Below are 6,696 nucleotides of genomic sequence, written 5' to 3' on the forward strand. Positions count from 1 at the left end.
CAGGTGGTCAATTACCTAATTTTCAGGGAAAAAATCCCTAAATTTTCCCCCCAATCACTCCAATGGTAGGCACTTTTTCAGGGAAAAAAAGTCTAAAAGCCTTATCCAACAAGGTTTTTAGATTTATTCAGCAAACCCTACTTATAACAAATCACTCCAGTATCAATTATGAATTATGAGTTAGGAAGTGGGAAGAAAAAAGCTGCCTCCTTTCTCCTGTCTCCTGACTCCTGACCTACCCTTTCAGCAATAAATCGCTAATTTCCGACTGACAATGACCAATTAAACGATTAAGGGCTTTTTTTCCTTGTTTACCTTGATAATCTGAGCGATCGCTTTCAGTAATTCCATAGGGACGACCGATCGCCACCTTGACACGATGATAAAAGACAACGGGATGCCAACCATCTTGATCGAATAAAGGTTCCGTGGTATCTAACCAGCGCAGCAAACGCACGGGAAAAGGACTAATAACAGTTTCCGACTCGGAGAGAATAGCCACAGGTAAGACAAATAAATTCTCCACGGGACAACGCAGGGCTAAATGGGCAAATCCGCTTTGAAAAGGGCTAATTTGACGAGGAGCAGTCAAATTTAACATCGGCGATCCACCTTCTGGAAATAAACCGATCCATCGTCCGGACTGTAAAAAATCCGTTGCTTGCCGAAAAAAAGTCCGGTGGCGTTTTTCGGGGGTATCAAAGGGAAAACAGCCCAATTCTCCGATTAATTCCCGCAAAAGCGGGGTTTTTCCCATGTAGTGATGACAGGCGATCGGGAGAGTTTTGCCCAAAGCTTGAATTAAGATCGGCGCGTCCAAAAAGCTACGATGGTTACTTACCACGATCGCCACTCCTTGGCCGGGTAGATTTTCTTGACCGACGGTAAACAGACTCGTGCGCGTGGTATCAAGAATTAAACGAGAGGTGGATAGGGGGGTAAGCAGCTTCATGGAAAAAAAAAATCGGCCTTAAGATTGTTTTTATTGACTTAGATCACAACTAAAGGATAAAACAGAATTAGAGGATCATAAAATATAGGGATTATGTCCCAATCATCTACGGATCAGCCTCGGGGCAGCCTCGTCTATTTAAAAAAATAAATTTCATGAATGATTTAAATGAGCGAAATACATTTGCTTTAACAACACCTCTTTATTATGTCAACGATATCCCTCACATCGGCAGTGCTTACACGACGATCGTAGCGGATGTTATGGCGCGATGGCAGCGGTTACAGGGCAATTCTGTCCTCCTGATTACAGGAACCGACGAACACGGACAGAAAATCGAACGAACCGCGGCAGCCAAAGGACTCAATCCCCAGGAACACTGCGATCGCATCGCCACCAGTTTTGCCAATCTCTGGGCAAAGCTACACATCCAGTATGATCGCTTTAGTCGCACCACCGCCCCCCGTCATCAGGCAATTGTTAACGAATTTTTTGAAAGAGTCTGGGAAAAGGGCGATATCTATCTCGATCGCCAACAGGGTTGGTATTGCGTCGCCTGTGAAGAATTTAAGGAAAAAAGAGAACTGTTAGATAATGGCTGTTGTCCCATTCATACTAATCTGGCCGCCGAATGGCGCGACGAGGAAAACTATTTTTTCCGTCTCTCTAAATATCAGACGCAACTAGAACAACTTTACCAAGAACAACCGGATTTTATTCAACCGGAAAGCCGACGTAATGAGGTTCTCAACTTCGTCAACCAGGGACTACAGGACTTCTCCATCTCTAGGGTTAATGTGGCTTGGGGGTTTCCCATTCCCCACGATGGTAAGCATACCATCTACGTTTGGTTTGATGCCCTTCTTGGCTATGTTACCGCCCTTCTCGACCCCGAAGACGAACCCACCCTAGAAAATGCCTTGGCCAAATGGTGGCCGATCGATCTGCATCTGATCGGTAAAGATATATTAAGATTCCATGCCATTTATTGGCCGGCTATGCTAATGTCGGCGGGTTTACCCTTGCCCAAAAGAGTGTTCGGCCATGGCTTTTTGACCAAAGACGGGCGGAAAATGGGCAAAAGTCTCGGTAATACCCTCGATCCCTTCGATTTGGTTGATCGCTATGGGGCCGATGCCGTCCGTTACTATTTCGTTAAAGAGATTGAATTAGGACAGGATGGCGATTTTCAGGAAACCAGATTTGTTAATATTCTTAACGCGGATTTAGCCAACGATTTAGGCAACCTCCTCAATCGCACCCTAGGCATGGTTAAAAAATACTGCCAAAATAACCCCCCCCAGTTGACCGGTGTAGATATCCCCAACGATAATCACCTTAAGAATATGGGGATCAATCTAGGGGGCATTGTTGAACAGAAGTACAATGCGCTACAATTTGATCAAGCCTGTGAGGAAATATTGGCGTTAATTCGTGCTAGTAATAAGTTTATCGATGAGAGTGCGCCCTGGAGTTTATTTAAACAGAAACAACAAGCAGCAGTAGAACAGGTTCTCTACGCAGTTTTGGAATCAGTAAGACTCTCTGCCTACCTACTCTCACCGATAATACCGACCTTAAGCAGTAAAATTTATCAACAACTAGGTTTTGTTATTGATTTTAATACTTTCAGGTCGGAGGATGGGGAAAACTTCCCTGATGGTGTCTCTTTTTCCCAACACTGTCAATGGGGATTACCCACAAATCCACAACTAGGAACACCTGAACCGATCTTTTCTAAACTAGAACTGCCGTTAAACGATTCCTAAGGGAATTTTTTGATAACTCTATTTTTTAAGGTCTGTTGTCCTTTGGGACACAACTGGCAAACACCCAACACTAAACTTTTAACAAACGAGGAAAAATAAAATGTTTGATGATTATGACACAGCCCCAGTCTTCACCCCCGAACAAGTGCTAGAAAATCGCGGTCGTGTGGCGATTTTCATCGATGGTTCCAATTTATTTTATGCAGCCCTGCAATTAGGTATCGAAATTGACTACACCAAATTACTTTGTCGTTTAACTGCCGGTTCTCGTCTCTTGCGGGCCTTCTTTTATACTGGAGTTGATCGCACTAACGAAAAACAGCAGGGATTCCTCCTCTGGATGCGTCGCAACGGCTATCGAGTCATCGCTAAAGATCTAGTACAATTACCCGATGGTTCCAAAAAAGCCAATCTTGACGTGGAAATTGCCGTGGATTTAATGGCGCTAGTGGGTTCCTATGATACCGCAGTAATTGTCAGTGGTGATGGGGATTTAGCCTATGCTGCCGATTCCGTCAGTTACCGTGGTGCGCGAGTGGAAGTGGTTAGTTTGCGATCGATGACCAGTGATAGTTTAATTAATGTAGCCGATCGCTATGTTGATCTAGATCAAATTAAAGAAGAAATTCAAAAAACTAGCAAACATCACCTTGGTTATAATAATTTCCCCGTCAGCGTCTTGGATCAAGATCGAAGCGGTCGCTAGAAAAATTCAGCAAAAATCAAGTTTAAGGTGGGTAATTCCCACCTTTTTCAGTTATCAGTGATCAGTTATCAGTTATCAGTGACCAGTTATCAGTGACCAGTTATCAGTGATCAGTTATCAGTGATCAGTTATCAGTGACCAGTTATCAGTGATCAGTTATCAGTGACCAGTTATCAGTTATCAGTTATCAGTTATCAGTTATCAGTTATCAGTGACCACTCCCCATCTGCTGCCTCCTCAATTAAGCGATACTACTGCGTTTTCTCGCTTCCTTATAAGATGTTCCCACATCCTGTAAACCGACTTTAATCATTTGTTGTTCCAAAAGGGCAAAAAAACGCAGGCGATCGCCACCTTTAATCACCGCTAAATTGTGCGCTTCCGCTAAGGCGATCGGATAACCATAACCTTTTAACACCTGGGCCAGTAAAATACTCAAAGAGCGATCGAGTAATTCTCGCTCCTCCACCACCCAAGCAGGAACCTCTACCCTAGCGATTTCCGTCCCCACATGGAGATAACAGAAGTAAATGCGATGTTCATCCCCATAAAGATCGAGGATTTTCAAAGAACTGCGCCAAAAAGGACTTCTTTGCCCCGGTTCCAATAAATAACCCCAGAGAGAGGCATCCCGGAGAGGATCGACAACGCGACAAGGGGTTTTTTCTGGGTCTAAATCACCGCAATTGATCAAGCAATTGGGAGTATCATGGGGACAAGATTGTAAACGCAGGAAATTTAAGCTTTCCGTGCTACGAGAAGCACTAATATAACCCATAAGCGGGATTCTAGCTGATTTTAAATCGTCCCAAGACTGAAAAATCGGTGGCAAAATTAAATCTTTTGCTTCCGGGGGGAGACTATCGATAAACCAATAGATCAAAGAACCATCCACGAGGGCTAAATTTGGTTCATAATGGGCCCCAGGGGGTTTTACCCAACGAGTAGCCATTTCCGCTAACATTTGGCTTTCTAATACCGTCCGACGATAACTCATCCACTCATCCACGCGAATACCCCACTGTTTAGAAATGTAGAGGTCTTCTGATTTGTAATAGACTTCGGGAATGCTATCGAGGAGAGGGTGTAAATTTTGACCATAGTGCAACATGATCCTACCGATGTTAATTAGATAACAGTAGGCGATTTCGTGGTGAGAAGGGGCAATTTGGGAACCATCCGTGGCAAAAACGCTATGACTTTCGGGGGGGGGAAGGATAGTAATGCGGGTGTCGAGAGGTTCGATCGGTAGCGCGACAGAGAAAATTAGGCGATCGTGCCAGTTATGATAGAGTTCTAGTAGTTTTTCCTGTTGCTGTTGAGCCTGTTCTAAAAGAATTTTAGCCCGTTGCACTCGCTCGCGACTAGCTGCCACTTCCTGTTGAAAATGTTGACTAATCCCTGGCATTTTTGCCGCTAATTTCGCAAGATCGAGCATAACTATCCTCTCCCTGACTTTTTTTGATGTTATCGCAATTTCCTGTCTCTAATGCTAAATTTGTCAATTATTGCCAAATTTATCCTTAGTAATCTCCGCTTACAGCAGTTTTCTTAATGGTGAGATAGGAAGTTTTCCTTTTGGGGAGTCGCTCGTCAATACCAAAAAGGAATTCTGCGTATTTAGACAATATTTCTCCTTAAGATCATTATAGTTTTGATAAGAAGTAATTTGCTCATGTTGCATTCTACCAACAATAATACCAGGGTGTATTCCTAGTTGTTCGGCAAATTGATTAATAGCTTTTTTATTCAGAGAATTATTGGCGATAAATCTCTGCCAATCTCTGGGAGCAATTAAGAAATTAGCCGCAAAAACATCCGCCTCTTTTTCTTTAATTTTATCTCGAATATCTTTATCTTGCCCCTCTAAAAATAAAGTTCGTTTCCCATGTAATAAAATATGACCAGCTTCATGAAAAAAAGAAAACCAAAAATGATCATTTGTTTTGTATCGATCGCTCAATTGAATTAAAGCTCTGTGAGAACCTAACCAACGGGTAGCACCGTGTACCCTTGTTTTCGGAAGTTCAGGGACAAAGGCTAAGGCAACCCCCGCTGCCGCACAAAGCTCGATCATTTGCGGTTGAAATACCTCGATAGACTTAATAGTTAACGAACGAATTTGTCGCAAGGCATCTCTGAATTTCAACTCGTTGTAATCAGCACAATTAATTTTCGATGCTTCTATTTCTCCTTGACGTAACCATGCTATTATTGCCCCTCGATCGCTATCAAATGCTTGAGACTTTCTAAAATCAATCGATAAATTTATCCCCCAAATCTCCTCCCATTGCTCAGGGGAGACAACGGCAAAAAAATTCAAGCTCTCTCGTAATTGCTCTATTTTATCCTCATCAAACTTGAGCCAGCCTAATTCAGTCATCTGCCGATAAGGAATTTGTTTTAACCAGCCTAAATAACCTTTTAATCTTTGATTCTCATTTTTTCTCGCTAAATATTCCCGATAAAGTCTTTCGCGCTCTATCCAGAAACTGGCGGGAGTTCCTAACACTAACTCTATCTGTAAGGCGGTATCGATAGTAATCTCCGCTTTACCTTTTATTATCTCATTGATAGTCTTTTTTGGTCTGCCCATGCGTTGGGCGAGTTCCGATTGAGACATATTTCTTTCTTCTAGGATTTCGGCAAGGGTTTCTCCCGGTGGAGAAATAAAATCCGGTGCATATCTGTTCTCAATAGTATTAGTCATGGGTGTCATCTATGCCAATAATTACGACTGCGGTTACTTTCTTCCAATCAATTCCCCCGTCTGCTTTTTGAGGAATCGGTATATTAGCCGGCTCAAAAATTAGTCTGAGAGGATGAACTAAATCTAGAGATAGTTGTCCAGCACGGTTATGTAACAATTCGTGGCAACGTCCCGGCAGCGATCGCATTTCCTCCAGGACAATAACTGCTTTTAAGTCGTCGAGTCTTTGCCTGATTTTCTTAGCCATCTTCTCTCCATACTGTTTTTTCAGTAGTCTTTGGCTATTGCATTCGTTCTCAAATTTTTTTTCCTTAAATACAATATCCATTGTAGATGACCCTTGTAATATTGTTAACCTCAAAGGTTAACAATATTTTATGGCAGCACACCCGGGTCGCATCCAGTACAAACGCTCTAAATAGGGGCTGCTGAAAAAGTTTTTCGTGGGGGCAGGGTGTGGGGTGTGGGGTGTGGGGTGTGGGGTTTTACCCATTTTCAGGTGGTCAATTACCTAATTTTCAGGGAAAAAATCCCTAAATTTTCCCCCCAATCACTCCAA

General features: G+C 42.9%; 6 protein-coding genes. 2 read left to right on the top strand and 4 right to left on the bottom strand.

The annotated features are described in order from the left end of the window. Positions 1 to 235: 235 nt before the first annotated feature. On the bottom strand, positions 236 to 952 hold the full coding sequence (locus tag IM450_RS18025) for a lysophospholipid acyltransferase family protein (RefSeq protein WP_002800085.1): 717 nt from the start codon (positions 950 to 952) through the stop codon (positions 236 to 238). Positions 953 to 1,107: 155 nt separating this feature from the next. Here IM450_RS18025 and metG point away from each other — a divergent pair, with 155 nt between their 5' ends. Then, entirely contained in the window at positions 1,108 to 2,721 is a 1,614-nt protein-coding gene (gene metG / locus IM450_RS18030; protein WP_287670903.1) for a methionine--tRNA ligase, read from the top strand. Positions 2,722 to 2,821: 100 nt separating this feature from the next. After that, positions 2,822 to 3,427 (top strand): LabA-like NYN domain-containing protein, encoded by a 606-nt coding sequence (locus tag IM450_RS18035; protein WP_002776500.1) that lies wholly within the window; start codon positions 2,822 to 2,824, stop codon positions 3,425 to 3,427. Between the two features lie 241 nt (positions 3,428 to 3,668). Here IM450_RS18035 and IM450_RS18040 read toward each other — a convergent pair whose 3' ends face one another. The 3 genes from IM450_RS18040 to IM450_RS18050 all read right to left on the bottom strand — a co-directional run bounded on the left by IM450_RS18040 (position 3,669) and on the right by IM450_RS18050 (position 6,465). Further along, positions 3,669 to 4,865 carry a DNA double-strand break repair nuclease NurA gene (locus IM450_RS18040; RefSeq protein WP_002800090.1) on the bottom strand — a complete coding sequence of 399 codons (1,197 nt, stop codon included), beginning with the start codon at positions 4,863 to 4,865 and terminating at the stop codon, positions 3,669 to 3,671. Between the two features lie 99 nt (positions 4,866 to 4,964). Then, complete coding sequence (locus tag IM450_RS18045; RefSeq protein WP_287670901.1) at positions 4,965 to 6,137, bottom strand: HigA family addiction module antitoxin; 1,173 nt, start codon at positions 6,135 to 6,137, stop codon at positions 4,965 to 4,967. After that, on the bottom strand, positions 6,130 to 6,465 hold the full coding sequence (locus IM450_RS18050) for a type II toxin-antitoxin system RelE/ParE family toxin (RefSeq protein ID WP_002800095.1): 336 nt from the start codon (positions 6,463 to 6,465) through the stop codon (positions 6,130 to 6,132). Before IM450_RS18050 ends, IM450_RS18045 begins: the two co-directional genes overlap by 8 nt. Positions 6,466 to 6,696: the final 231 nt, after the last annotated feature.

The sequence above is a fragment of the Microcystis sp. M083S1 genome, from assembly GCF_020246405.1.
Taxonomy (GTDB): Bacteria; Cyanobacteriota; Cyanobacteriia; order Cyanobacteriales; family Microcystaceae; genus Microcystis; species Microcystis aeruginosa_C.